The 24187-nt window shown below is 72.0% G+C and carries 26 protein-coding genes; 12 read left to right on the forward strand and 14 right to left on the reverse strand.

Annotated elements, in window-relative coordinates; all coding sequences use genetic code 11:
- Positions 1 to 69: 69 nt before the first annotated feature.
- Positions 70 to 387, forward strand: coding sequence for a hypothetical protein (locus tag VQ02_RS22295; RefSeq protein ID WP_048446418.1), 318 nt, complete (start codon positions 70 to 72; stop codon positions 385 to 387).
- Here VQ02_RS22295 and VQ02_RS22300 read toward each other — a convergent pair.
- Complete coding sequence (locus VQ02_RS22300) at positions 342 to 1094, reverse strand: gamma-glutamylcyclotransferase (protein WP_048446419.1); 753 nt, start codon at positions 1092 to 1094, stop codon at positions 342 to 344. The genes VQ02_RS22295 and VQ02_RS22300 overlap by 46 nt on opposite strands.
- Before the next feature lie 132 nt (positions 1095 to 1226).
- Between VQ02_RS22300 and VQ02_RS22305 the strand changes: the two genes are divergently transcribed.
- Positions 1227 to 1541: a hypothetical protein gene (locus VQ02_RS22305; RefSeq protein WP_048446420.1), complete on the forward strand. Its 315-nt coding sequence runs from the start codon at positions 1227 to 1229 to the stop codon at positions 1539 to 1541.
- A 76-nt stretch (positions 1542 to 1617) separates the two neighbouring features.
- A complete protein-coding gene (locus VQ02_RS22310; RefSeq protein WP_048446421.1) occupies positions 1618 to 1902 on the forward strand; it encodes a hypothetical protein in 285 nt (94 codons plus the stop codon).
- A 48-nt stretch (positions 1903 to 1950) separates the two neighbouring features.
- On the opposite strand, the gene VQ02_RS22315 is transcribed toward VQ02_RS22310, so the two are convergent.
- Positions 1951 to 2676: an alpha/beta hydrolase gene (locus tag VQ02_RS22315; RefSeq protein WP_048446422.1), complete on the reverse strand. Its 726-nt coding sequence runs from the start codon at positions 2674 to 2676 to the stop codon at positions 1951 to 1953.
- 99 nt (positions 2677 to 2775) lie between these two features.
- A complete protein-coding gene (locus tag VQ02_RS22320; RefSeq protein WP_209437049.1) occupies positions 2776 to 3252 on the reverse strand; it encodes a hypothetical protein in 477 nt (158 codons plus the stop codon).
- 303 nt (positions 3253 to 3555) lie between these two features.
- Between VQ02_RS22320 and VQ02_RS22325 the strand changes: the two genes are divergently transcribed.
- Positions 3556 to 4902: a GDSL-type esterase/lipase family protein gene (locus tag VQ02_RS22325; RefSeq protein ID WP_053080503.1), complete on the forward strand. Its 1347-nt coding sequence runs from the start codon at positions 3556 to 3558 to the stop codon at positions 4900 to 4902.
- Between the two features lie 152 nt (positions 4903 to 5054).
- On the opposite strand, the gene VQ02_RS35935 is transcribed toward VQ02_RS22325, so the two are convergent.
- The 5 genes from VQ02_RS35935 to VQ02_RS22340 all read right to left on the reverse strand — a co-directional run bounded on the left by VQ02_RS35935 (position 5055) and on the right by VQ02_RS22340 (position 8862).
- The gene (locus VQ02_RS35935; protein ID WP_083469373.1) at positions 5055 to 6170 is read right to left on the reverse strand and encodes an XRE family transcriptional regulator; all 1116 of its coding nucleotides are present in this window, start codon (positions 6168 to 6170) and stop codon (positions 5055 to 5057) included.
- A gap of 3 nt (positions 6171 to 6173) precedes the next feature.
- Positions 6174 to 6719 (reverse strand): hypothetical protein, encoded by a 546-nt coding sequence (locus tag VQ02_RS37450; RefSeq protein ID WP_157080754.1) that lies wholly within the window; start codon positions 6717 to 6719, stop codon positions 6174 to 6176.
- 260 nt (positions 6720 to 6979) lie between these two features.
- On the reverse strand, positions 6980 to 7435 hold the full coding sequence (locus VQ02_RS22330) for a type II toxin-antitoxin system RatA family toxin (protein ID WP_048446424.1): 456 nt from the start codon (positions 7433 to 7435) through the stop codon (positions 6980 to 6982).
- 4 nt (positions 7436 to 7439) lie between these two features.
- Positions 7440 to 8402: a lipoyl synthase gene (gene lipA, locus VQ02_RS22335; RefSeq protein WP_048446425.1), complete on the reverse strand. Its 963-nt coding sequence runs from the start codon at positions 8400 to 8402 to the stop codon at positions 7440 to 7442.
- Between the two features lie 172 nt (positions 8403 to 8574).
- A complete protein-coding gene (locus VQ02_RS22340) occupies positions 8575 to 8862 on the reverse strand; it encodes a GlsB/YeaQ/YmgE family stress response membrane protein (protein ID WP_048446426.1) in 288 nt (95 codons plus the stop codon).
- Positions 8863 to 9057: 195 nt separating this feature from the next.
- Here VQ02_RS22340 and VQ02_RS22345 point away from each other — a divergent pair, with 195 nt between their 5' ends.
- Positions 9058 to 9486 (forward strand): PRC-barrel domain-containing protein, encoded by a 429-nt coding sequence (locus VQ02_RS22345; protein ID WP_048446427.1) that lies wholly within the window; start codon positions 9058 to 9060, stop codon positions 9484 to 9486.
- Positions 9487 to 9523: 37 nt separating this feature from the next.
- On the opposite strand, the gene VQ02_RS22350 is transcribed toward VQ02_RS22345, so the two are convergent.
- The 4 genes from VQ02_RS22350 to VQ02_RS22365 all read right to left on the reverse strand — a co-directional run bounded on the left by VQ02_RS22350 (position 9524) and on the right by VQ02_RS22365 (position 13084).
- On the reverse strand, positions 9524 to 9853 hold the full coding sequence (locus VQ02_RS22350; protein ID WP_048446428.1) for a lipid-A-disaccharide synthase N-terminal domain-containing protein: 330 nt from the start codon (positions 9851 to 9853) through the stop codon (positions 9524 to 9526).
- A gap of 4 nt (positions 9854 to 9857) precedes the next feature.
- A complete protein-coding gene (locus VQ02_RS22355; protein WP_048446429.1) occupies positions 9858 to 10604 on the reverse strand; it encodes a glycosyltransferase in 747 nt (248 codons plus the stop codon).
- 53 nt (positions 10605 to 10657) lie between these two features.
- Positions 10658 to 12421 (reverse strand): ArnT family glycosyltransferase, encoded by a 1764-nt coding sequence (locus tag VQ02_RS22360; protein WP_048446430.1) that lies wholly within the window; start codon positions 12419 to 12421, stop codon positions 10658 to 10660.
- Between the two features lie 273 nt (positions 12422 to 12694).
- Entirely contained in the window at positions 12695 to 13084 is a 390-nt protein-coding gene (locus VQ02_RS22365) for a hypothetical protein (RefSeq protein ID WP_048446431.1), read from the reverse strand.
- Between the two features lie 236 nt (positions 13085 to 13320).
- Here VQ02_RS22365 and VQ02_RS22370 point away from each other — a divergent pair, with 236 nt between their 5' ends.
- From VQ02_RS22370 to VQ02_RS22380, 3 genes are all read left to right on the forward strand, one after another.
- Positions 13321 to 14391, forward strand: coding sequence for an ABC transporter ATP-binding protein (locus VQ02_RS22370; RefSeq protein WP_048446432.1), 1071 nt, complete (start codon positions 13321 to 13323; stop codon positions 14389 to 14391).
- A 215-nt stretch (positions 14392 to 14606) separates the two neighbouring features.
- Positions 14607 to 15629 (forward strand): extracellular solute-binding protein, encoded by a 1023-nt coding sequence (locus VQ02_RS22375; RefSeq protein WP_048446446.1) that lies wholly within the window; start codon positions 14607 to 14609, stop codon positions 15627 to 15629.
- A gap of 222 nt (positions 15630 to 15851) precedes the next feature.
- The gene (locus VQ02_RS22380) at positions 15852 to 17435 is read left to right on the forward strand and encodes an ABC transporter permease (RefSeq protein WP_048446447.1); all 1584 of its coding nucleotides are present in this window, start codon (positions 15852 to 15854) and stop codon (positions 17433 to 17435) included.
- 28 nt (positions 17436 to 17463) lie between these two features.
- Here the strand turns inward: VQ02_RS22380 and VQ02_RS22385 are convergent, their stop codons facing one another.
- A complete protein-coding gene (locus tag VQ02_RS22385) occupies positions 17464 to 18801 on the reverse strand; it encodes an extracellular catalytic domain type 1 short-chain-length polyhydroxyalkanoate depolymerase (RefSeq protein WP_048446433.1) in 1338 nt (445 codons plus the stop codon).
- A gap of 47 nt (positions 18802 to 18848) precedes the next feature.
- Positions 18849 to 19268: a CopG family transcriptional regulator gene (locus VQ02_RS22390; protein ID WP_048446434.1), complete on the reverse strand. Its 420-nt coding sequence runs from the start codon at positions 19266 to 19268 to the stop codon at positions 18849 to 18851.
- 369 nt (positions 19269 to 19637) lie between these two features.
- Between VQ02_RS22390 and VQ02_RS22395 the strand changes: the two genes are divergently transcribed.
- The 4 genes from VQ02_RS22395 to VQ02_RS22410 all read left to right on the forward strand — a co-directional run bounded on the left by VQ02_RS22395 (position 19638) and on the right by VQ02_RS22410 (position 24179).
- Entirely contained in the window at positions 19638 to 20909 is a 1272-nt protein-coding gene (locus VQ02_RS22395; protein ID WP_083469375.1) for an adenylate/guanylate cyclase domain-containing protein, read from the forward strand.
- Positions 20906 to 21835, forward strand: a complete 930-nt coding sequence (locus VQ02_RS22400; RefSeq protein WP_063838509.1) for an amidoligase family protein — start codon at positions 20906 to 20908, stop codon at positions 21833 to 21835. Before VQ02_RS22395 ends, VQ02_RS22400 begins: the two co-directional genes overlap by 4 nt.
- A 195-nt stretch (positions 21836 to 22030) precedes the next feature.
- Positions 22031 to 23062 (forward strand): tryptophan--tRNA ligase, encoded by a 1032-nt coding sequence (gene trpS / locus VQ02_RS22405; protein WP_048446435.1) that lies wholly within the window; start codon positions 22031 to 22033, stop codon positions 23060 to 23062.
- 79 nt (positions 23063 to 23141) lie between these two features.
- Positions 23142 to 24179: an LLM class flavin-dependent oxidoreductase gene (locus VQ02_RS22410; protein WP_048446436.1), complete on the forward strand. Its 1038-nt coding sequence runs from the start codon at positions 23142 to 23144 to the stop codon at positions 24177 to 24179.
- Positions 24180 to 24187 lie beyond the last annotated feature (8 nt).

Below are 24187 nucleotides of genomic sequence, written 5' to 3' on the forward strand. Positions count from 1 at the left end.
CGGGGAACCGGGATGCCCCGGGAAAGCTTGTCCGTAAGACGACTCGTCCCCCGATACTGCCCGAGGTTCATGACCATGACGCTCCGCACGACGCTGGCCTGGTTGCCCCTGGCGGCCGCCCTCGCCGCTGCGCCGGCCTTGGCCGCCGACATGCCGGCCGGCTACGCGGCGCGCGGCGGGATCGAGGCCGCGGCCGGCTGGCGCGCCCCGCCCCCGCCCCCCGCCGTCGTGGCGGAGGTGGAGGCGGAGGTGGTCCTGGCCGAGCCCCCGCCCCGCCCGCTCCTCGGCCTCGGCTACGCGCCGGTCCTGCCCTATTACGGCGTCTCGACCGGCCCCTACGGCTACCCGCCGCGGCGCGAGCCCGGGATCGGCGTCGGGCTGTTCTGAACCGCGGGTTCGTCGCAGGCCGCGAGCCGCTCGGCCACCCGCGCCTGCATCGCCCAGAGGTGGCGGTCGCGGATGCCCAGGGCCTCGCAGGCCGCCACCGTGTTGAGCAGGTACTCGGCGCTCGGGCCGGTGGGGCCGCAGGCCGCGGCGATGCGCGCGGCGATCTCCGTGTCGGTGAGCCGCCCGGCGTAGCGCGGTCCCGCGCGGTCGGCCACGAAGGCGAGGGCCGGCACCGGGCCCTCCGCGGTCCCGGCGCTGAGCCAGCGGGCGACGTAGCCGCGCCCGCGCATCTCCCGCCGCCAGACTGGACGGACGGCCGCCCGCAGGTCGTCGGCCTTCGCGCCGTCGCCGCCGATCCGGTAGGCGAGGCCCCGGCACTGCCCGCCCCGGTCGAGGGCCAGCATCACGCCGGGGCGGTCCGGCGTGCCGCGAAACCCCCGCTGCCACAGGCAGAAGCGGCGGTGCCAGCCGCGCACCGTCGCCTCGCGCCGCTCCGAGAAGGGGAATTCCGGCCGCCACATCAGGGCGCCGTAGGCGAACAGCCACAGGGTGCCGGGATCGCCGGGCTTCTCCGCCAGCGCCGCGTCGAGGCGCGCGTCGGCCTCGGCCTCGCCCATCAGCGCCATGCCGCTCCCGTCGTCGGCGACCGGGCGCGGATGGGCCCGGGCGATCAGCGCGGGGTTGAGGGCGAGGGAGCGTTTGGGCATCGCAACCGTTAGTCCCATGGATGCGGCAGCGCGGCAGGAGGCCTCCCGGCTTTTCCGTGAAGCGTGGCCGCCCCATGTTAGTGCCGTGCTAAACAGCACGGGTCCAGGTTGTCCGGGAATGGAGGACGCGTCATGGCCATCACGGGTCGCTTCAATTTCCGCAAAACCCTGACCGGCAAGCTCGTCCTGCAGGTCGAGACCGAGCGCCGCTCCTGGTGGCCCTTCGCCCGCGCGGCCTCCCCCGGCCACGTCTGGCGCGACGCCACCTCCAAGGACCTGACCGCGGTGGAACTGCAGCCGCTGCTCAACCTGCGCCGCAACCCCGGCTACATGCCGCGCAACCCGGTGATCTTCATGATGGGCCAGGGGCAGAAGGGCGAGGCGCCCTCCGCCGAGGTGGTGACCCTCGCGGCGCACCGGGCGGGCGGCCAGCAGCAGGCCGGCTGATCGCGGCACCGCTCCGGCTCCGTCCGCGTTGTCCCGGTTCCAGGGGAAGCAGCCCCGCCGAACGGGAGAGCGCAGCATGGGCATGACCTCCGTGAACCAGGCCGTCATCGAGGCCCTGTCGGAGCAGATCGTCGCCGCGTATTGCGACGCCGCCGGGCCCGCCGACAGCCCCGCGAGGGCGCGGCTGATGGGCGATATCATGCACGCTATCGAGGAGCCGGTGGGCAGCCGCACCCTGGCCGAGCACGGCCCGGAGCGGGTCAACGCCGTCCTGGCCGACTGGGAGGCCCAGGAGGGCCGCAGCTTCGGCCTGCGGCTGATCGAGATCGATCCCGGCCGCACCGTCGTGACGATGGGCTGAGAATCCATCGTGACGATGGGCCGAACCCATCGTGGCGACGGCTGAGGCTCAGCCCTGGCCGAGTTCCACCAGGAGCTCGGCCAGGGGGCCGGCGGCGCTCACCATGGCGTCGTGGCCGGTGGCGATCTCCCGCCAGCCCCAGCCGGGCTGGCGCCGCACCCAGGCCTTGACGCCGTCGAGGGTGGCGTAGGACGGCGCGGTGCAGTCGACGTAGGTGCGCGGCAGGCCGTTGCCGACCGGGGAGCGGATCGGCAGCGGGCTCTCGTAGGTGCTCAACGGGTGCGGGGTCAGGCGCCGCTCCACCCAGGCGGCATCCGCCGGGTCGAGGACCCCGAACGCCTCGGCCGGCGGCGGCGGCAGGCTCAGGCCCCCGCTCGATTCCGCGGCGGCCCGGCGGCGGGCCGCCACCACCTCGGGCGGCAGCCCGTCGAAGGGCGCGCGGCCCGGCTCCGCGATCAGCGCGTCGAGGTAGACGAGGTGGCGCAGCCGCTCCGGCATGCGTTCCGCGACGCCGCTGATCGCCAGGCCGCCGAAGGAGTGCCCGACCAGCACGACGTCCGTCAGTTCCTCGGCCGCGATCACGCCGGCGACGTCGCGCACGAAGGTGTCGAGGGTGATGGCGGCGGAGAGGAGATGGGCGCGCTCGCCGAGGCCGGTGCAGGTCGGGGTGAAGACCCGGTGCCCCTCCGCCCGCAAGGCGTCGGCGACCCGCCTCCAGCACCAGCCGCCGTGCCAGGCGCCGTGCACCAGCACGAAGGTCAGCCCGTCACCCATCGCAATGCCCCCTCATCGTTGGAGGGAGCCAAGCGCGAACGGGAGCGCCGTGCAAGAGTCTTTGCTCGCGTCTTTGCTGGCGCCTTCGGTGCCGAAGCCTCAGCTCCCGGCCTCGTCCCGGTCCTCGCGGTTGGCGTCGAAGCCGGCGATCATCCGCTCGAGGGCCTTGAAGCTGCGCACCGCCTCCTGGGTGTGGCCGGCGGCGCACTTGCCCTCGGCCGAGCGGTACCACAGCAGCATGCTGTTGAAGGCGTGCTGGTGGGGCGCCGCGGCGACTCGGGCCCGCCGGGCGGTCTCGGCGTCGAACCAGACCCGCACCGCATGGCCGGCATTGGTGCAGACGTCGGCGGAGGGCGGCAGGGCGGCGCGGGAGACCGTGGGGTCGCACAGCATGGCGAACCAGATCGCCGCGGCCGCGAGGCCGGAGGCGCCGACCATGCCGGCGGCGCCGCGCAGGCGCCGGCGCCAGTCGGGCTTCGGCTGCTCGGAGGCCGGCAGGGCATCGACCGTCTCCGGCCAGCAATGGGTGTAGTGCACCGAACCGTCGGTGTGGTGATGGGGCATCGGGTGGGTCATCGGGCACCCCCTTCGTGCAGGGTGGGACTCCGGAGCCTCGCGCGGTGGTCAAGAGTGCCGGGTCGTCATGGGTGGTCGCGGCAGGACGAAAAGCCGCGGCCGATCGCCGGACGATCTTGCGGCGGCGACGGACCTCGCGAAGTGGCCGGAGGGTAGGAGCGGGCCGCCGTGCCCGGTGTGCTCCAGCGCACACGGCGCGCGCACGGGCTGGCGATTCTCTGGCCGGCATGCTCATCCTGCCGGCAGAGGCGCGGCGACGGGCGCCCACCAGGGAGGAAGGCGATGCGCTGGCGAGGAGCGGCTGTGGCCGCGATCTGTCTCGGGGTCCTGTGCGCCGCCCCGGCCCGGGCGCAGAGCGCCGACGGCCGGACCTCCGGGACGCCCCTCTCGGGGCCGCCAGCTTGGGCGACCGCCTGGGCCGGCTCGGTCCAGGGCCCCTACCCGGTCGGCAACCCCTCGGCCCAGCCCGACCAGAGCTTCGCCTTCCCGAACCCCGCCGAGGGCGCCCGCGACCAGACCCTGCGGCTGGTGCTGCGGCCGGACATGTGGGGCCGGGAAGCCCGCCTGCGGATCTCCAACGCCTTCGGCACGCGGCCCCTCACCCTCGACGGCGTCCATGCCGGGCTGCACCTCGGCGGGGCGGCCCTGGTGCCGGGGACGAACCGCCCGGTGCGGTTCGGTGGCCAGGACCGGGTCACGGTCCCGCCCGGGGGCGAGGCCTGGTCCGATCCGGTCGCCCTGCCCTTCGCCGCCGATCCGGATGCCGCCCTGCTCGCCGGGCGCAAGCTCGCGGTCTCGCTCCACGTCGTGGGGGTGAGCGGGCCGATGACCTGGCACGCCAAGGCGCTGCAGACCTCCTACGCCACCGCGCCGGGCGCCGGCGCGCACGGCACTGACGAGGGCGAGGCCGCCTTCCCGTACTCCACCGCCTCGTGGTTCTTCCTCGACGCCGTCGACATGGCGGTGAGCGCCCCAACTCCCGTGGTGGTCGCCTTCGGCGATTCGATCACCGACGGCACCGCCTCGACGATGAACGGCGACGACCGCTGGCCCGACGTGCTGTCGCGCCGCCTGCACGCCAGGCTCGGCAACCGGGTCTCGGTGGTCAATGCCGGGATCGGCGGCAACCAGGTGGTCGGCCCTGCGGAATACGGCCCGCACAAGCCGTTTCCGGGCGGGCCCTCGGCCCTGTCCCGCCTCGACCGCGACGTGATCGGGCTGTCGGGTGTGGCCAGCGTGATCTGGCTCGAGGGCGTCAACGACTTCAGCCGCAACGGCGAGGCCACGCTCGAGGCCGTCCAGGCCGGGATGCGCGAGGGCGTCGCCCGCCTGCGCGCCGGCATCCCGGGCGTGCGGGTGATCGGCGCCACCCTCACCTCGGCCAAGGGCAGCTCCAGCCCCGCCCACGGCCACCCCGAGCAGGACGAGAAGCGCCGCGGCCTCAACGCCTTCGTCCGGGAGTCGGGGCTGTTCGACGGCGTGGTCGATTTCGACGCCGCGACCCTCGACCCGGCGAGCGGCGGTTTGCGCCCCGAGATGGTCCCGGAGAGCACCACCGGCGGCAAGGGCGACCGGCTGCACCCGAACCGGGCGGGCTATCTGGCGATGGGGAGCGGGATCGATCTCGGGGTGGTGTTGAGAGGCCGATAGGCAGCTTCTCTTGAGTGAAGCGTAGCTAATATGAATTTATTCTCTTAAATATAGATTGATCTCGCGGAGCCGCTGCAAGGGGTGGCGTTATCCGCGGGATCAAATTGTTCACGTTACTAATATGTTGTGCATTCAATCATTGGATTTGCAGGCTATTGTACGAGCCTCAAGGTTGGTCGTCTATGGCCTCGCTCCTCTTTCGGTCCAAGCATTTCGCTGCCGTACATACGGTCAAATTCAGGAGTTGAAATGAAGAGCGCTTTTGCAAGTTCTACATTAGAATAACCGAGTACGTTTAAATGATAATCTATCAATTTTGCGAGTTTTTTTGGAAACTCTTTTTTCGGCTCAAAGGGTTCTGTCTTGCGATATCCAAGCTTACTCATCTCAATAAAAAATGATTTCTTTTGATATGGCGTAATCATATTGAGTCGATCGGCTCTCATCGCGATCGAAGACATGGATACTTTCCAATGTCTCTTAAGATTTGCAATTTGCCTTATGTCGAATTTTGTAAGTTGCGCTCGAATATTCTTTGCTGGAAGTAGAAAGGCGCCGGCGAATAAGTCTGCCTCGTCTTCCATCACTTCGTCATCAAGTAAGGTTGTGGTATGCAGAACCATATGCGCAAGCTCATGGCAAAGGGTGTGGCGAATGCGGTCTGCTGGTGCATTCATATTCACAAAAAATAAGACAGGTACTCCATCAATTCTTTGGCTGACAGCGTCAATCAAATCATTGTCAAAATTGCACGGGATTACGATTCCACCGTTCTCTTCAATGAGATCCGTTACGTTGTCGATAGGGCCGTCCGGCAGCATCCACTGCTCACGCAGATGGCGTGCGGCATCTTCCACGCTAAATGGCCGTGTCACAAATCCCTGATATTCATTTCTGTCAATTTCTGGAATAAATCCGTTGGCGCGCGCATCATATGATCGCAATAATATGCGAAGATGAATGCGTCTAATATTCATTTCCGCGACCATTCGATCCAAGGGCTTTTGCCCTAATTTCTTTCGACGCCTGTAATGAAATGGCGGCATACCATAGGGGCGACCGGTCTCAAAAAAGAATTCAGCAGAATATTTTAAAGCGCGTGCGAGATCTTCCACAAAATCTTGTGACGGCTCGCTTGTGCCCGCCTCTGCCTTTGATATAGTGCCTTGTGCAACATTCATTAGTTGCGCAAGCGCTGATTGAGTTAGCCCGCGTGAGTCGCGCGCTAACATCATCATATAACGGTTGAATTGCTCGACCTGCTTCATTTTTTAAAATAGCCGACGCTGCCGCTGGACTTCATGCCATGCGGTTTCATCTGCTTCCCGGTTTCCTGCTGGTGTGATTGCGGCGCACCAAATAACGCCGCGCTTCGTAGGAAGAGAAATTTGAGAGCGTATATAGCTCATACCTGTGGCATCGAGCAGATAGCCAGCAGTCAACCTAGTAGGTTCAGCCGGAATGCCGGGTATCTGTGCTCCACGATCAAACGCGCGCGCTTGACGGGTCTGATAGTTTGAAGAAACGCCATCCTCATCGGTCTTCTTAAAGCGTACGATCACGTTCGCGGGATCGATCTGCCAAAGATTTTGCCCCCTGATTTCCCTATGCTTGATTCCTGGCAGCTCATCAAGCACCCTATGTGCTTCTGCTAGAACATGCCGGTTTGTGCAATGTGCTTGGGCGCTCGCGTCGTGATCAATCACGATATCTGGAGGATAAGTTTCATAGATAGTGTGCCCGTGTCGGAGAATGCCATCGAACATGTCGAGGTATGGCTCCAAGGCGCCCATGATGATGTCGATATCTGTTTCCAACGTCGTACTCCGTCGGCGCGAGACACGGGCAGAGCCTACGCCTGCGCACGACAGAATGGAAGAAAATTATTCCTAGTTTTATTCCAAAAAACTTAAGATCATGATATATAACGATTTTTCCTCCTGGCGATCGCGGGCCCTGTCACTCTCCTCCGCGTACGAAGCGGTGCTGTAGCGATGGAGATTGGCAGGCGCACGGGCCGAAAGTGCGGAACAGGGGCTACGGCTCAGGATTTCAAACTGAGATTACGCCCCACTCCTCACGCCCGCGCGTACAACCGGTCCGCCCGGCTCTCGAACGCGTCGGTGAACTTGCGGAAGGCGCGATCGAACATCTTGCCCATGAGGAGGCCGAGGGCCAGGCTCTTGAACTCGTAGGTGATGAAGAACTCGACCGTGCAGCCGCCGTTCGGGGCCTCGCGGAAGGTCCAGCGGTTCTCGAGGTGGCGGAACGGGCCGTCGATGTACTCGGCGACGATCTTCAGGTTCGGGCGGTCGAGGCGGACCCGGGTGGTGAAGTGCTCCGAGATCGCCTTGTAGCCGACGCCCATGTCGGCGACGAGCGTCTCGGTCCCGTCCTCGCCCTCCTGCTTGCGCAGCACCCGGAGCGAGTCGCAGAGCGGCAGGAATTCGGGGTAGCGCTCGACGTCGGCGACGAGGTCGAACATCTCCGTCGGGCTGTGCCGGACGGTGCGGGTGGTGCGGAAGCTCGGCATCGGGTCAGACGGTCCCCAGCCGGTCGAGCCGGGCCTGCTTGAGCCGGGCGAAATCCTCGCCGGCATGGTGGGAGGAGCGGGTGAGCGGCGTCGCCGAGACGAGCAGGAAGCCCTTGGCGTAGGCGGTGGTCTCGTAGGCCTTGAACGCGTCCGGCGTCACGAAGGAGAGCACGGGGTGGTGCTTCTTCGTCGGCTGCAGGTACTGGCCGATGGTCAGGAAGTCGACCTCGGCCGAGCGCAGGTCGTCCATCAGCTGGAGCACCTCGTTGCGCTCCTCGCCGAGGCCCACCATGATCCCGGACTTGGTGAAGATCGTGGGGTCGAGCTCCTTCACCCGCTGCAGCAGGCGGATGGAGTGGAAGTAGCGGGCGCCGGGGCGCACCTTCAGGTACTTCGACGGCACGGTCTCGAGGTTGTGGTTGAACACGTCGGGGCGTGCCGCGACCACGACCTCGAGGGCGCCGTCCTTGCGCAGGAAGTCGGGGGTCAGGATCTCGATCGTGGTGGCGGGGCTCAAGCGCCGGATCGCGCCGATCACCGCCGCGAAATGGGCGGCACCCCCGTCCGCGAGGTCGTCGCGGTCGACCGAGGTGATGACGACGTGGTGCAGGCCGAGCTTGGCCACGGCCTCGGCCACCCGCGTCGGCTCCGCCGCGTCGAGGGCGTCCGGCATGCCGGTGCGCACGTTGCAGAACGCGCAGGCCCGGGTGCAGGTGTCCCCCATGATCATGAAGGTGGCGTGCTTCTTCTCCCAGCACTCGCCGATGTTGGGGCAGCCCGCCTCCTCGCACACCGTCACGAGCTTGTTCTCGCGCACGATGGCGTTGGTCTCGGCCCATTTCGGCGAGCCCGGCGCCTTGACCCGGATCCAGTCCGGCTTGCGCAGGATCGGCTGGTCGGGCCGGTGCGCCTTCTCCGGATGGCGCGGGCGCTGGTCGTTGCGCAGGAGATCGAGGACGACGGCCATGGGATCCGAGGCGGGAAGCGTCCGCGAACCCCTCGCGGCGCGGCCCTGACTTAAGGTGTCCGGGCCGCCGGAGCAAATGGGGCGTGACGCGCCGCCGCGCGGCGCGTCGTGCATGACCTGCGGGTCGATGCCCCGAGACAGTACCGACGACCCGGGGGCTGGTTCCGCCGGGTCAGTAGGTCCGCTCGCCCCGGATCGCCCGCACCAGGGTGATGATGATGATCGCCCCGATGGTGGCGGAGATCAGGTTGCGCCAGAACCCGAAGATCGGGATGTGGAACTGCGCCGCCAGGAAGTTGCCGACCAGGCCGCCGATGACGCCCAGCACGATGTTGGCGAGCAGGCCCATGTTGGAGCTGGTGAACTTCTCCGCCAGCCAGCCTGCCAGCGCCCCGATGACGATGGCCATCAGGAAGCCGACGCCCGGCTGCCCGAGCGCTCCGTACACGTGACCGTCCATGTGGTTCCCCTAGGGTGAGCGGTGCCGCCGATCCCGTCGCGGCTCACCGCATAGATGGGGCGGCGTGGCCGCGTTGCACCATCCCGGCCCGGATCGTCCGCCCGACGTCTGACGCTGGGGAACTCGTCCGGCCCGGGCCCGTTCTGCGCAAGGTCCGCGCCGTGCCAGTGCGCGGGCCCCTCGGAGACGATTTCCATGACGCTGAAGACCGCCCTCGCGACGGCCGCCCTCCTGCTCGCGTGCGGGCCCGTCCTGGCCCAGACCGCGACGCAGCAGGACGCGACCGGCGCGATGACGACGCAGCAGGTCAAGACCGCCACGGTGCAGTTCATCACCCTCGAGCCCGCCGCGGCCGTGACCTCGCGCATCCTCGGCACCAAGGTCACCAACGCCCAGAACGAGTCCGTCGGCGACATCGCCGATCTCGTCATCGTCGACGGCAAGACCGTGCAGGCCGTGATCCTCGGGGTCGGCGGCTTCCTCGGCATCGGTGAGCGCTACGTCGCGGTCAGCCCCGACAGCGTGACGCTGGTCCGCGACGGCGACGGCTGGAAGGCGAGCGTGAACGCCACCAAGGACGACCTGAACAAGGCGCCGGCCTTCGACTACAAGAAGAAGAGCTGACGGTCACGGCGCCCCGGCCCGCCGGGGCGTCCTCCGCCTATCGCCCGGTCCCGCCCCGCCGCTCGCGGAACACCAGGGCGAGGTTGCGCAGGTAGATCACCGTGCCGAGGCTCTGGCCGAGGATGAAGACCGGGTCGCGGCGGTAGAGCGCGTAGCCGAGGAGCACCGCCGAGCCGCCGAGCGACAGGAACCAGAACGAGAGCGGGATCACGCTGCGCCCCGCCCGCTCGCTGGCGATCCACTGCACCAGGAAGCGGGCGGTGAACAGGCCCTGCCCGATCAGGCCGACCAGCAGCACGAGGTCGACGGGTCCGGTGAACAGCGACCAGAAATAGGCGCTGAGCCCGTGCATGATGTCGGCGACCATCGGGCTACTCCGCCCCTTCCCCGGCGACCATCTCCGGCACCCGGCGCCGGCGGCGGATCAGCCACCACACCCCGGCGAGGTCGAGGATGCCGACCCAGAGCCGGTCGAACAGGCCGTAATTCGAGCGGCCGGTGAGGCGCGGCCGGTCGACCACGTCGGCATGGACGACGGAGAACCCCTCGCGGGCGACGAGGGCCGGCATGAAGCGGTGCAGGGCGTCGAAGTAGGGCAGGCGCAGGTACACCGCCCGGCGGAAGACCTTGAGGCCGCAGCCGGTGTCCCGGGTGGCGTCGCGCAGGATGCGGCCGCGCACGCCGTTGGCGATGCGCGACTGGATCATCTTCAGCCGCCCGTCCTTGCGGCCGACCCGCTGCCCTTGCGCGAGCCCCGCCCCCGGCCCCGCCGCCGCGAGCGCCGCCGCCAGCGCCGGGATGAAGGCCGGGTCGTTCTGGCCGTCGCCGTCGAGCGTCGCCACCAGGTCGCCCCGCGCGGCCAGCACCCCGGTCCGCACCGCCGCGCTCTGGCCGCAGCTCACCCGGTGGCGCAGCACCCGCAACTCGGGGTGTCGGGCCCGCAGCGCCGCGAGGGCGGCCGGGGTGGCGTCGGTCGAGCCGTCGTCGACGTAGACGATCTCGAAGGGGCGCAGGGGCGTGCAGGCCGCCGCGATCTCGGCGACGAGGGGGGCGATGTTGCCGGCCTCGTTCTTCACCGGCACCACGACGCTGAGGCGGATCACCTCCGGATCCGGCATGGTCTGGGCGCTCTCTGTCGGGGCCTGGGTCGGAGGCTGGGTCGGAGGGTGGATCACGGCGTCACCGCGTAGGCGGTCAGGCCGACCGGCTTGCCGCCGTTGATGTTGAAGCCCGTCACGCGGCCGACCGGCCGCGGCGCGGCGCCGGCGGCGTTCGTCGCGCCGGCGGTCTGAGCCGCCGCGAAGGCCGGGGCGAAGCGGTCCTCGACGTAGACGAGGCGGCAGCCGCCCTGGGTGAGGTAGGCGGCAGCCTGCTCGGCGGAATCGAGCATCGCGAGGTCGGTGCCGATCAGGAAGACGAGGCTCGGCTCGCGGTAGCCCAGGGTCGCGACCTTGGGATTCGCGCAGGGCAGCGCGTCGCGCAGGGCGGCGAGCCGGGGCGAGACCTTGAGGGCGGCGAGCACCGGCTGGGTGAGCCCGAACACCGCCGGCCCGAGGAGCGCGCCCGCCAGCACCGCGACGGCGAGGGAGCGCTCAGGCCAGCCGTCCGCGAAGGCGCGCCAGGCGAGGAACGCCACCGCGCTCGCCGCGACGAGGAGCGGCAGCCCCGCCCACGGGATCACGCCGTCGAGGCGCCAGGCGGCGGCGCACAGGCCGACCGTGAGGCCGATGGGGATGAACGGCACGAGGAGCGCCACGAGGCGCGCCCCCGGCCGGTCGCGGTGCACCGCCCCGCTTGCCACCGCCGTCACCGCCAGGATCGCGAGGGCCGGGCAGAGCGGCAGCACGTAGTGCGGCAGCTTGGTCGGCACCGCCTCGAACACCAGCCAGGACGGCAGCACCCAGGCGATCAGGAAGGCGATCCCGTCCTCCCGGCGCTTCGCCCAGGCGAAGGGGAGCGCCATCGCCGCGAAGGCCGCGGCGGGCCAGAAGGTCGCGAAGGTCACGAGCAGGTAGGTGCCCGGCGGCGCCCAGTGCTGGGTCTGGGCGGTGCCGACCTTGCCCAGCATGTCGTGCCCCACCGCCTCGCCGTAGAAGGCGCCGCCGCTCTTGACCGCGATTGCCGCGAACCAGGGCGCGACGAGTGCGAGCACCAGCACGAGGCCGAGGCCCGGCCGGAGCGCCTTCAGCCAGCCGCCGGAGCGGGCGAAGACCGAGAGGCACAGGGCCGCGAGGCCGGCGAACAGCGGCACCATCGGCCCCTTGACCAGGATGCCGGCCGCGACCGCGAGCCAGAAGGTCAGGACCGTGGCGTTGGGCAGGGTGACATGGGACAGGCGGGCCGCGCCCGTCCGCGCCAGCCAGGCGCGGGCCAGCGCCCCCATGGCGGCGACCGCGCAGGCGGTGAGCAGCGCGTCGGTCTTGGCGAGCCGCGCCTCGGCCGACAGCATGGCGCAGGCTCCGACGAGGGCGGCGGCCAGCAGCGCCCCGCGCCGCGGCAGGAAGGCGAGCGCGGCCCAGTAGCTCAGGAGCACGGTGGCGATGGCGCCCAGCAGCGAGGGGATGCGGTAGAGCCAGATCGCGGTGCGGGCGCCCGGCACGCCGAGGGCCTCGCCCGCCGCCACCACGGCGCTCTGGGCCCAGTAGATCCCCACCGGCTTCTTGTGCCGGGCCTCGCCCTGGAAGCGGATGTCGACGAGGTCGCCGGTCTCCAGCATCTGCTTGGAGGCCTGGGCGAAGCGCGGCTCGTCCCGGTCCATCGGCTGGAGCGAGGAAAAGCCCGGCAGGAAGCAGATCAGGCAGAGGGCGACGAGCAGGGCGCAGGCCGCCCCGTGGCTGCGGGCCCCGAGATCGAGGAGGCGCTCCGCGACGGCGCCCACACGGGCGCCCGCGGAGGCGGCGCGGCCGGGGCGGCGCCCGGCGGCAAGGCTCGTCATGCACTGCTCCGAACCGGGGATCCGACGCCCGCGGCGGCGACCGGGCAGCCCGACCGGCGCCGGTCGCGGCGGGCGCCCGTGTCGGTGATCCGGTTCGGAAAGTCAATTTTCAGAGGGTGAGGCGGCGGGCTCGGTGGCCGCGACGGGCCGTCGTCCCTGCGGCCTTCGCCGGGGATGCCGCGCGGATCCGGGATCCACCGTCCCGGGAGCCGAGGCATCGGCCTTACGAGGCACGGCCTCCGACGATCCGGAGCCTCGCCGGCGGGCGGGCTCTCACGCCATCTCGAACAGGAACCCGTCGACCGCCGGGATCGGCACCGACAGGCTCACGCCGCGGGACGCCCGCGACAGGCGCCAGGGCCGCTCGCGGCCGGCCCGCACCGCCTCGGAGGGGCGCAGGGAGCGGGTGCGGCCGTCCTCGCCGACCTCGTCGATGGTCAGGAAGCCGTAGACGAGCAGGCGCGACGCGAGGAGCTTCGTCTCCCGGTCGCCCGCCGCCACCGGCAGGGTGCCGGCCTCGTAGACCGTGTCCATCAGGCTGCGCTGGTCGCGCCGCGCGGCGGCGACCCGGGGGCTCGGCGCGAGCTCGTGATTCACCGGGACCGTCCGTTCCTTGCGCCGGAACGCCACCACGGTTCCCCCCTCGCCCGACAGGTTACGCATACGCCCGACACCCTCGTGACCCGCCGCCGGCCCCCTCGGCGGGACTGCGGCGATGCGCAGCTTTCGACGAATCGGCTTAACGCCCGATTGACCCTTCGGCGGCGCGCCCCGTGCCGGATCGGTGCAGGGCCGGCTGCCGCCAAGGGCACCCGCATGGTGCCCCGCCCTCGCCCGCCGCGGCCGGCCCGTGTATGAGCGCGAGCCCCTGAGAACGCGCGCGCCTCGCGAGGAGTCCCATGACCGACCCGGCCCCGTCCCGCCCGGCGCCCGCCCTGGCGGTGGAGGAGGTGGCCTGCCGCTTCGGCCGGGTGCAGGCCCTCGACCGCGTCTCGCTCAGCGTCCGCCCCGGCGAGATCGTGGCGCTCCTGGGCGATTCCGGCTGCGGCAAGAGCACGCTGCTGCGAGTGGTGGCCGGGCTCGAGACGCCGGATTCCGGCACCGTGCGGCTCGACGGGCGCCTCGTCGTCGGCGAGGGCGCCGCGGTGCCGCCGGAGGAGCGCGGCGTCGGCCTGATGTTCCAGGACTACGCCCTGTTTCCCCACCTCACCGTGGCGGAGAACATCCGCTTCGGGCTCAAGGGCCAGCCGCCTGCCGCCCGCGAGGCGGCCACGTCGCTGCTCGAGCAGGTCGGGCTCTCGGGCCACGCCGCGAGCTACCCCCAGACCCTCTCGGGCGGCGAGCAGCAGCGTGTCGCCCTGGTGCGGGCGCTGGCGCCGGGGCCGCGGCTCCTGCTCCTCGACGAGCCGTTCTCGAACCTCGACCGGCGCATGCGCGACCGGGTGCGGGAGGACACCGTGGCGCTCCTGCGCCGCACCGGCACCACCGCCCTGATGGTGACGCACGACCCCGAGGAGGCCCTCGCGGTCTCGACCCGCATCGCCCTGATGCGCCGGGGCCGCATCGTCCAGGTCGCCACCGGCGAGGCGCTCTACCGCCGCCCGGAGAGCCTGTTCGCTGCCCGCTTCCTGGCGGACGCGGCCGAGATCCCGGCCCGGGTCGATGCCGGCCGAGCCGAGACGCCCCTCGGGGCCGTGCCCGCCCCCCACCTGCCCGAGGGCGCGGCGGTCCGGGTCTGCCTGCGGCCGGAGGCCCTGCGGGTCGGCGCGCCGGGCGACGGCACCGCCGCGCAGGTGATGCGCCGCACCTTCCTGGGGGCGGCAAGCCTCCTGCACCTCGCGGTGCCGGGCCTCGGCGTGCCGCTGCGGGCCCGCCTGCCCGGGCCGGGCCCGCACGGGCCGGGCGATGCGGTCGGAGTGACGCTGGTGCCGGATGCCGTCCTGGTCCTGCCGGACGAGGAGGCCGCCTGAGCGGAATGGCACGATGCAGTGCTGCTCAGGGTTCTGTTTTTGCGTCCTTTTCTCCGCCGCAGCGGTAACCGCTCCGGCGACTGATGCTTGGGATCGAAGTCTTCCTCAGTCTTACATTGAAACAACTAAAATCTAACGTGCTTGCTTTTGTTTCTGGCTTGCTTCTCAAGGGGGCGCCACATTCGGGAGACGCCGCCTTGTCCCTGTCACGCACCGTGCTCGCCGTCCTCGGCCTCGCCGCCCTCGCGGGCCCCGTTCACGCCCAAGGCGCCGCCCCGGCAGGCGCCGGCGAGGTCAACCTCTACACCACCCGCGAGCCGGGCCTGATCCGCCCGCTCCTCGACGCCTTCACCAAGGCGAGCGGCATCAAGGTCAACACGGTGTTCGTCGACAAGGGCCTGGCCGAGCGCGTGGCCGCCGAGGGCGCCCGCTCCGCCGCCGACGTCGTGATGACGGTCGATATCGGCAACCTGCTCGAGCTCGTCGACCGCGACCTCGCCCAGCCGGTGCGCTCGGCCACCCTCGAGGCGGCGATCCCCGCCACCTTGCGCGACGCGGACGGACGCTGGTTCGCCCTCTCGACCCGCGCCCGCGTGGCCTACGCCGATCCGGACCTGCGCGACCTCGCCGGGCTGACCTACGAGGACCTCGCCGACCCGAAGTGGAAGGGCAAGGTCTGCCTGCGGTCCGGCCAGCACCCCTACAACACCGCGCTCTTCGCCGCCTACCTGGTCAAGCACGGCGAGGCCAAGACCGAGGCTTGGCTGCGCGGCCTGAAGGACAACCTCGCCCGCAAGGCCGGCGGCGGCGACCGCGACGTCGCCCGCGACATCGTGGCCGACCTCTGCGACGTGGGCCTCGGCAATTCCTACTACGTCGGCCTGATGCGCAGCGGCCGGGGCGGCCCGGAGCAGAAGAAGTGGGGCGACGGCATCCAGGTGGTGCTGCCGACCTTCCAGGGTGGCGGCACCCACGTGAACGTCTCGGGCGCCGTGGTGGCGAAATCCGCCCCCAACCGCGACAACGCCGTCAAGCTGCTGGAATACCTCGCCTCCGACGAGGCTCAGGGACTCTACGCCAAGGCGGATTACGAGTACCCGGTGAAGCCCGGCGTCGCGGTCGACCCGCTGCTGTCCGCCCTCGGGCCGCTGAAGGTCGACGGCACCTCGCTCGCTGAGATCGCCCGCAACCGCAAGGCGGCGAGCCTGCTCGTCGACAAGGTCGGCTTCGACCGGTAGCGCCGCGTGGCCCCGCCCGGGCGGGGCCGTCAACCGTCACGAGAGAACGCACCGGAGCAGGCGACCGCCGTGGAGGGAGGAGCTTTCGTGCCGTCGGGCCCGCCGGCCGCGTCCGGGCGGGCAGGCCCGGCCCGGCCTCCCGCGCCGGTCCGGCCCGCCGCGGATCGCTGGCGGCGGGGCCCGTGGGCTCAGGTCTGGACGCTCGCTGCCGGCCTCGCCGCCCTGCTGGTCCTGGCGCCGGTCGCGGCCCTGGGCGTCGAGGCGCTGCAGGGCTCCGGCGGGCTGTGGCCCCACCTCCTCGCCCACGTCCTGCCCCGGGCGCTCGTCGATACCGGCCTGCTCCTCGCCGGCGTCGGCGTGGTCGTCGTCGTGGTCGGCACAGGGGCGGCCTGGCTCGTCGCGGCCTACGAGTTCTCAGGGAGGCGCCTGCTCGACTGGGCGCTGCTGCTGCCGCTCGCCGTGCCGACCTACATCGCGGCCTACGCCTATCTCGACCTGCTGCACCCGGTCGGCCCGGTGCAGAGCGCGATCCGGGCGCTCCTCGGCTACGCCCGCCCCCGCGACCTGATGCTGCCGGACCTGCGCTCCCTGCCGGGCTGCATCCTGCTCCTCGGCTTCGTGCTCTACCCCTACGTCTACCTGCCGACCCGGGCGCTGTTCCTGATGCAGTCGGCGAGCCTGGTGGAGGCCGGGCGCAGCCTCGGGGCCGGACCGGCCGCCGTCTTCCGGCGGGTCGCCCTGCCGCTCGCCCGGCCCGCCATCGCGCTCGGCGCCAGCCTCGCCCTGCTGGAGGCGCTCAACGACATCGGGGCGGCGGAATTCCTCGGGGTCCGCACCCTCACGGTGTCGATCTACGACACCTGGGTCAACCGCTCCGACCTGCCCGGGGCCGCCGGCCTCGCCCTGGTGATGCTCGCCGCCTGCCTCGGCCTGATCGCGGTCGAGCGCGCGGCGCGGCGCGGGCGGGGCTATGCCGGGGCGGCGCAGCGCCCGCGGCGGATGAGCCGCACGCCCCTCGCCGGCCCAGCGGCGCTGGCAGCGCTGGCCTTGGGCCTCCTGCCGGTCGCCCTCGGCTTCCTCGCTCCCGCGAGCTACCTCGCGGTCGAGGCGTGGCGGCGCCTGCACGTCGCCGGCCTGTCCGGGGCGATCCTGTCGGAGATCGCCAGCACCCTCATCTATGCCGGCCTCGCCACCGGGGTGGCGACGGCCCTCGGCTTCGTCGTGGCGGCGGGGCCCCGGCTGCTCGGCGGGCGCTGGCGGGACCTGCTCCTGCGCTGCGCCACCCTCGGCTACGCGGTGCCGGGGGCGATCCTGGCGATCGGCCTGCTGCCGCCGCTGGCCGCCCTCGACGGCGCCCTCGACGCCGCGAGCCGGGCGCTGGCGGGCGTGTCCCTCGCGGCGATGGGCCTCGGCACCGGGGCGGCGCTGGTCTACGCCTACGTGGTGCGCTTCCTCGCCGTCACGGTCGGCAGCAGCGAGGCGGGCCTCGCCCGGGTGCCGCGCTCGCTCGGCGACGCCGCCCGGGTGCTCGGCCGTGGCCCCGCCGGCGCCCTGGCGCAGGTCCACCTGCCGCTGACCTGGCCGGCGGTGCTGGGCGGCGCCCTCCTGGTCTTCGTCGACTGCGTCAAGGAGCTGCCCGCGACCCTGATCCTGCGCCCGCTCAACGTCGAGACCCTGGCGACCCACCTCTACGGCGAGGCCGCCCGGGGCACCTACGAGGACGGCGCCGTGGCCGCCCTGCTGATCGTTGCGGTGGGGCTCCTGCCGGTGGCGCTGCTCCTGCGGGTCTCGACGCCGAGGGCGTGAGCCCCGCAGGACAGGCCTCGCTCCCGCCTCAGGGCCGCCCGGGACCGGCCCCGGCGCGGGCGTGCTCGAGGAAGAAGCGCAGCATCTCCCCGCTGGCGTCGGGACCGCGCGGCTCGGTGTAGGACCCGTCGGGACTGCCGCCGGACCAGGCGTGGCCCGCTCCGTGCAGCACCCAGAGTTCCACGATCCCCCGTCCGGCGTCGTCGGCGTGGACGGTGCGGGTGTAGGCGACCCCGCCGGGCGTCTCGCCCCGCGTCACGCTCCGCGCGAGCGGCGCCCCCGGCATCGCCTGGGCGACGACCCGGTCGGCGTTGAGCGGGTGGACTGTCCGGTCGCCGTCGCCGTGGAAGACGATGGTCGGCACGACGGGCCCCGCCCCCCGCGGCGGGGCCGCGCCGCCGCTGCCCATGGCGGCGAAGGCCGAGGGCAGGTCCCGCGCCGCGCCGCAGGCCAGGCCCGAATGGATGCCGGCCGCCGCGAACACGTCCGGGTAGGTCGCCGCCAGGATCGCCGCCGCGGCGCCGCCGGCGGAGAGGCCGGCGACGTAGACCCGGGCCGGGTCGGCCCCGAACTCCTCCACCACGGCGGTCGCGATCCCGGCGATCAGCGCCGGCTCGCCCGCGTCGCGGCCCTGGTCGCCGGCCTGGAACCAGTTCCAGCACTTCTGTGCGTTGGCGGAGCGCTCCTGGCGCGGATAGACGACGATCACGTCCTTCGCCTCGGCCAGCGCGTCCATCCGCGTCCCGGCGGCGAAGTCGTCGGGGTCCTGGGTGCAGCCGTGCAGCATCACCACGACCGGCAGCGGCTGGCCCTGCCAGCCGCTCGGCACGTAGACCTTGTAGGTCCGGCGTCCCGCCGGGCTCGCGAAGCTCCGCTCCTCGAACCGGGCGCCCTCCGGCACCGGCACGGGGCGGCGGGACGCGGCCCCCTCGCCCAGAGCTGCCCCGAAGCCTTTCGCCAGGTTCTGCCCCAGGTTCTGCCCCAAGCCTTGTCCCAGGGCCTCGAGTCCCAATCCCTCAAGTCCCCATCCCTCGAGGACGCCCTCGCGCAGCAATCCGGTCAGGTCCCCCGGCCGGGTGCCCCGCGTGCGGAAGGTCCGCGGCGCCTCGGAGGTCCGCGGCGCCTCTGTCGGGTCCGGGGCGCCGGCTTCCCCGGGTGCCGTCCAGGCGCCGCCCGGCTCGGTGGGCGCCACGAGGTCGATGGCCGGCTCGGTCCCGCGCGGCGCGGGCGGGCGGGCGGCCTCGGGCGGTGCGGCGCGCCCCTGGATGAGCGCCACCGCCTCGGTCAGCCGGCCGGCGCGGGTGAGGCGGGTCACCTCGGCCATGTCGACGGTCCCGCCCCCGGGCAGCCTGTTGAATGCGTTCATGATCGTGGTCCTGTGCGAGGAATGTCCCGGCCGCGCGGCGCGGCCGGTCAGGCGATGCGGTCGGCCAGGGCCGCCTTCACGGCGGGGCTGGCATGGAAGGCGCCGAGAACCTGGATTGACGCGATGGCGGCCCGGGCGAGCTCCGGCGTGACGTCGTCCGCGATGCTGGCGAGGCCGAGGACCTGGAGGCGCAGCGGCGTCCCGGCGTCCCGCGCCGCCTCCAGGTCCGCCCGGGAGAGGTGCGTCAGGCCGAGGCTGAGCTGCCGGCGCGCCACGGAGTGGCGCACGGCCTCCTCCTGCCGGTCGAGCTGGTTGCGCACCGCGGTGCGGATGAAGTCGGCGCGGTTGGCGTAGAAGCCGTCCCGCACCATCAGGTCGATGCGGCCGAGGTCGACGAAGCCGAGGTTGACCGTGACCTTCTCGCTGTCCGGCATCTTCGGACGCAGCTCGTGAACGTTGTCAGCCATCTCCTCACCATCCTATCGCCATCCAACCGGATGGTGGGGAGATGGAGACGCTGGATCGCCGCGACAAGGGACGGACCTGCGGCGCGCGCGCGCAGCCCGTGCGTCCAAGGCTGCGCGATTCCGGGATGAGGACCGCCGTCGCCATACGGCGGGACTACAGCGCCGGGCGGGGCCGGAACGGATGCCCGGCTCGCCGGTTCAGCCTCGGGTGCCGGCCGGCGCCGTCGCGACCCGTCAAAAAGGCAGGGCCGGCCGAACCCGCGCGGCCGCGGGCTCCCGGCCGGCAGGAACCGGCGGGGAGGCTCGGGCGCCGCGGGGCTTCTTGCGGCCTCGACGCATCCGCCTTCCCCGCGTAAGGCTTGGCCCAACATGACCAGACGACATCCGAGACCGCCGGACAGGGAGGCGGCGCCTCGCCTCGCAGAGGACAGGCCCAACCTGGCCGCCGGCCTCGCCGCCGGAACGGCCGCGCGCGTGCTGGCGATGCGGCTGGTGATGCTGCTGCTGCTGCTGGTCTCGGCCTATCTCAGCGACGGGGTGCTGCACGCCGGCAGCCACTGGTTCATCCTCGGCGGCTACGCCGTATCCTCGCTCTGGCTCGCCCTGACGGTGCGGCGGCGCAACAGCGCGCGCCTGGCCTGGATCGCCACGCTGCTCGACGCGGCCCTCGCGGTCTACATCGTGCTCGAGTACATGATGGCGGCGGCCGACGCCGCCGACGAGCCCGGCACGATGGCGAGCCGGCTGCCGGCCTTCCTGCTGCTGCTCGAATCCGGCCTGAGCCTGAGGCTGCGCCACACCGCGGTGTTCGCCGCCGTGGTCGCGGGGGTGTGGTCCGGCGCCCTCGGCCTCGGCCTCCTGAACCCGGGCCTCGGCCTGCCCCCGGCGGGGCCGCAGCTCTTCGGGCTCCTGTCCTTCCTGGTGGCGAGCGCCTTCGTGATCGAGGGGGTGGCCCGCCTGCGCCGGGGCATCGCCACGATGCTGCGCCTGGAGCACGAGCGGGCGACCCTCGCGCGCTTCGTGCCGACGGGGGTCGACCTGGTGCGCCGGGACGGGACGACCGCCCTGCAGCCCCGTCACGCCTGCCTGCTCGCCCTCGACATCCGGGGCTTCTCGGCCCTGACCCGGCGCTGGGGCGAGGCCCGGGTGGTGGACTGGCTGCTGGCGGTCCGGGCGCTGGCCCACGCCGCCGTGACCCGGCAGGGCGGCCTCGTCGACAAGTATGTCGGCGACGGGGTGCTGGCGCAGTTCATCGACGGCGCGCCGGACGTGCAGGCGGCGGCGGCCCTGGCCTGCGTGCGGGAGATCGAGGAGCGGATGCGCCGGATGAACGAGATCCGCCTGCGGGAAGGCCTGCCGGCCCTCGCCCTCACCGCCTCCCTGCATGCCGGGGAGGTGCTGGTGGGCGTGCTCGACGACGGCCTGCGGGCCGAGTTCACGGTGCTCGGCCCGGCCATGAACGCGCTCGCCCGCGTCGAGGCCCGGGCCAAGCGCGAGGATCTCAGCGTCGCCGTCTCGAAGCGCGTCCTGCGGCTCCTCGGCCCCGCCGCGCCGCCGGCCCGCCGGCTCGCGCGCCGCCCGGGTGAGGAGGATTGCCCCGACCTGTTCGGCCTCGATCCGGTCCCGGCGGTGGTCTCGTGAGCGCGCCGTTCCGCCAGCCGCCGCGGTCCTTGCGGGCCGACGGGGCGCCGCGCCGGGTCGGGGTCGAGATCGAGTTCATGGGCCCCTCGGCGCGGGTCGCCGCCGCGGCGCTGGCGGCCGACCTCGGCGGGCACCTTGCCGAGGAGGATCCGAACGCCTTCCGGCTCGAGGGCACGGCCCTCGGCGACATCCGGGTCGAGCTCGACCTCAGGGCCGCCCACCCGCAGCGCCGGGCGCCGGTGCCGGGCCTGCCGGTCCGCGCCGCCGGCCGCTCGCTCGCGGCGCTGCTCGCCCCAGTCGTGCCGCGCGAGCTGATCACCGGCCCCCTCGCCTTCGCGCGCCTGCCCGAGGTCGACCGGCTGGCCGCCCTGCTGCACGGCGCCGGCGGGCGCGGCCGCGGCGCGGTGCTCCTCGGCTCCCTCGGGCTGCACTTCAACGTCGAGCCGCCGGACCTCTCGGCCGACACCCTCGCGCGCCTGCTCAAGGCCTACCTGCGGCTCGAGCCGCGCCTGCGGACCGAGACGGCGGCCGGCGGCTTCCTCGCCGCCCGCGGCCTGCCGCCGCCCTTCCCCGCGCCCTACACCGCCCGGGTGCTCGACCCCGCCTACCGGCCCGACCTCGACGGCCTCGCCCGCGACTACCTCGCCGCCAACCCGACCCGCCACCGCGGCCTCGACCTCCTGCCGATCCTCGCCCACCGCGACGAGGCCCGGGTCCGGGCGGCGCTGCCGCCGGACGAGAAGGTCAGCCCCCGCCCGGTGCTGCACTACCGCCTGCCCCAGGCCCATGTCGGCCTGCCCGGCTGGAGCCTGGCCCCGGCCTGGAACCGCTGGGTCGACGTCGAGGAGCTGGCCGAGGCAGGGATGACGGCGGAAGGGGCGGCGCCGGCCGGCGCCCCGCGGGCGGCGAGACCCGATCCCGCTTGAGCCGGCCGGGGCGGAGGCGTAAAGCTTGAGCCGATGACCGACAGCCGCTCCCCCCGCGCGACGTCCTGGTGGCGCTTCCCCTAAGGAAGCGGCCGTCGTCATCCCGTCACGACCGATGCCGCCGCATGGTGGGCACGGTCGTTCTCGTTTCGCGGCACCCGTCAGCGCGGCGGCTTTCCCTCAGGAGAGCCCCCGATGCCCGTCGAACCGTCATCCACTCCCGTCATCCTGACCGGCGACCGCACCACCGGCCCGCTCCATCTCGGCCACTATGCCGGGTCGCTGCGCAACCGCGTGGCGCTGCAGCACGACCACCGCCAGTACCTGCTGCTCGCCGACGCGCAGGCGCTCACCGACAACGCCCACGACCCGGGCCGCGTCGCCCGCAACGTGATCGAGGTCGCGACCGACTACCTGGCGGTCGGCATCGACCCCGCGCTCACCACGATCTGCGTGCAATCGGCCCTGCCGGCGCTCGCCGAGCTGACGCTGCTCTACCTGAACTTCGTCACGGTGGCCCGGCTCGAGCGCAACCCGACCATCAAGGACGAGATCCAGGCCCGCGGCTTCGGGCGCGACATCCCGGCGGGCTTCCTGTGCTACCCGGCCGCCCAGGCCGCGGACATCACGGCGTTCCGGGCGACCCTGGTGCCGGTGGGCGAGGACCAGGCGCCGCTGATCGAGCAGACCAACGAGATCGTCCGCCGCCTCAACCGGCAGGTTGCGGGCACGCTCGGCCACGACCTCCTGCCCGAGGCCCGAGCGCTGATCCCGGAGGTCGGCCGGCTGCCCGGCGTCGACGGCCGGGCGAAGATGAGCAAGTCGGGCGGGAACGCCGTGCCGCTCTCCGCCTCGGATGCCGAGATCAACGCCTCCGTGCAGCGGATGTACACCGATCCCGGCCACCTGCGCGCCAGCGATCCCGGCCGGGTCGAGGGCAACGTGGTCTTCACCTACCTCGACGCCTTCGACCCCGATCCGGAGGCGGTGGCGGCGCTGAAGGCCGAGTACCGGCGCGGCGGCCTCGGCGACGCCGCGCTCAAGCGGCGCCTCGAAGGCGTGCTGCGCGACCTCCTCGGGCCGATCCGCGAGCGGCGGGCGGTCCTCGCCCGCGACCCGGACTTCGTGATGGACGTGCTGCGGACCGGGACCGGGCGGGCCCGGACGGTCACCGCCGCCACCTGGGACGCGGTGCAGGACGCCCTCGGCCTCTTTCGCCTGGCCTGACGCCGCATGCGCGGGCGCAAGCCCGTCCTTGCATCCCCGCGCATTTCAAAGGCGCAGCGCTGCCTCCATCTTGGCCGGCATGACGCACGCACTGCAATTCGGCCTCGACACGTTCGGGGATGTCACCGCCCGGAACGGCGCCCGAGAGGGTGATCTGCTGCCGCACGGCCAGGTGATCCGCGACGTCGTCGCGGAGGGGATCCTGGCCGACGAGGTCGGGCTCGACTTCTTCGGCATCGGCGAGCACCACCGCGAGGATTTCTCCGTCTCCTCGCCCGAGATGGTGCTCGCGGCGATCGCCGGGCACACGGAGCGCATCCGCCTCGGCTCGGCCGTGACGGTGCTCAGCTCCGACGACCCGGTCCGGGTGTACCAGCGCTTCTCGACCCTCCAGGCGGTCTCGAACGGCCGCGCCGAGGTGATCCTCGGCCGCGGCTCGTTCACCGAGTCGTTCCCGCTCTTCGGCTACGCGCTCGACCAGTACGAGACCCTGTTCGAGGAGAAGCTCGAGCTGTTCGCAGCCCTGCTCGCCGGCGGGCCGGTGACCTGGCAGGGCACCACCCGGGCGCCGCTCGAGGGCCAGCGCGTCTTCCCGACGCCGGAGACGCCGCTCAAGGCCTGGATCGGCGTCGGCGGCAGCCCGAACTCGGTGGTGCGGGCGGTGCACCACGACCTGCCCCTGATGCTCGCCATCATCGGCGGCGAGCCGCAGCGCTTCCGTCCCTACGTCGACCTCTACCACCGGGCCTGCGCCCAGCTCGGCCGCACCCCGCGGCCGATCGGCGTCCACTCGCCGGGCTATGTCGGCGAGACCGATGCGGGCGCCCGGGACGAGTTCTTCGCCGACTACAAGCGGATGCGCGACCGCATCGGTGCCGAGCGCGGCTGGCCGCCGATGACGCGCCAGGAGTTCGACCGCGAGGCCGACCACGGCTCGCTCTACATCGGCGGCCCGGAGACCGTGGCGAAGAAGATCGCCGCGACGGTGCGGGCCCTCGGCCTCGGCCGCTTCCAGCTCAAGTACAGCGCCGGCCCGCTGCCGCACGCCCGGCTGATGCGCTCGATCGAGCTCTACGGCACCAGGGTGGCGCCGCTGGTGCGCGAGATGCTGGGGTGAGGTCCTGG

The sequence above is a fragment of the Methylobacterium variabile genome (assembly GCF_001043975.1).
GTDB classification, from domain to species: Bacteria; Pseudomonadota; Alphaproteobacteria; order Rhizobiales; family Beijerinckiaceae; genus Methylobacterium; species Methylobacterium variabile.